At 37.0% G+C, this 1,318-nt stretch carries 2 protein-coding genes; both read left to right on the top strand.

All coding sequences use genetic code 11. The features are described from left to right. The coding region (locus tag VXQ92_RS18440) for a histidine-type phosphatase (RefSeq protein ID WP_416682785.1) at positions 1-761 on the top strand (761 nt) is incomplete at its 5' end. 107 nt (positions 762-868) lie between these two features. Beyond that, positions 869-1,318 (top strand): adenosylcobinamide-GDP ribazoletransferase (locus tag VXQ92_RS18435; RefSeq protein WP_416682786.1); only part of this gene is annotated, 450 nt, incomplete at its 3' end.

Genomic DNA, 1,318 nt, shown 5'->3' with positions numbered 1-1,318 from the left:
AAAATACTCAGGCTGAAAAAACTGCCCAACTGGTACTCAGCCCGATTTTTAAAGCTGACTTCATTAAAAAGCTCGGTACCACGGGTTATAGCTTTAGCAATACCGGATCATTTACAGTAACTTCGCCGAAAGGTGAGCAAATTACAGAAAAAGGTAAGGGGAAAAATACAATTGCCAGCGCAGTTGATGCAGCGGCTTATATTTATGAACTCTATTCAATTTCTGGTGGTATGAAAGATGAGTTAAAAGGTATTGATTTTGATAAATATATGCCTTTGGAAGCCGCAAAATTTTATGCTGAATTTAATGATGCCAATGATTTTTACGAAAAAGGTCCAAGCTTTACAGAATCAAATCAAGTCACCAGTGAAATCGCCCAAGGACTTAAACAAGACCTGTTCCAACAAGTTGACGCCGTAGTGAATAAAGCCCAACCTTATAAAGCAGTTTTACGTTTTGCCCATGCTGAAATTATTATTCCTTTAGCAACTAGCTTAGATTTGCATAATATGATGCAGCCGTTACCACTACGTCAGACTTATAATTACTCGACAAGCGCATGGCGTGGTGAAGTAGTTTCACCTATGGCGGCAAATGTACAATGGGATATTTACCAAAATAACCAAGGCTCTACTTTGGTAAAAATGCTTTATAACGAAAAAGAAACTTTATTTAAACCTGCATGTAATTATGCACGTTATACACCAACCAGTTTTTACTATGACTACATCAAATTGAAACAGTGCTATCAAATGCAATAGATTTTCAGTTTTTTGAATTCTTTAATGGGAATAGGGATTGCTATTCCCATTTTTATTTCTTCATAATTCAATTTGTTTTTAGATATAGATCAGTTAGAGACTTGGATATGACACCTTTTTGGATAGCATTGCAATTTTTAACTGTTCTGCCTATTGAGCTAAAAACAATACCAACGGCGCAACAAAATGGTCGAGCTATTCTGTTTTATCCTCTAGTTGGTCTGATTATTGGGGGCATACTTTTTCTTGTTACCTGTATTTTTGTTAAATTACCCGCTCTTTTACTTGCGGCAATCGTACTCGCTTTATGGATCTGGCTAACGGGTGGATTGCATTTAGATGGGCTAGCAGATACTGCCGATGCGTGGGTAGGTGGTTTTGGAGATAAACTACGTACTTTACAAATCATGAAGGATCCAAGTTGTGGTCCAATTGGAGTCCTCAGCTTAGTTATCATATGTTTGCTCAAATTTGCACTAGTTTATGTGTTGATTGAACAGCATCAATCTTTATTTTTAATATGCATTCCTATCCTTGGGCGTGTGGTGCCATCTATT

It is taken from the genome of Acinetobacter sp. 228, assembly GCF_048147885.1.
The sequence above is the reverse complement of the archived record's forward strand: the minus strand, read 5'-3'. Positions and strand labels throughout refer to the sequence as shown.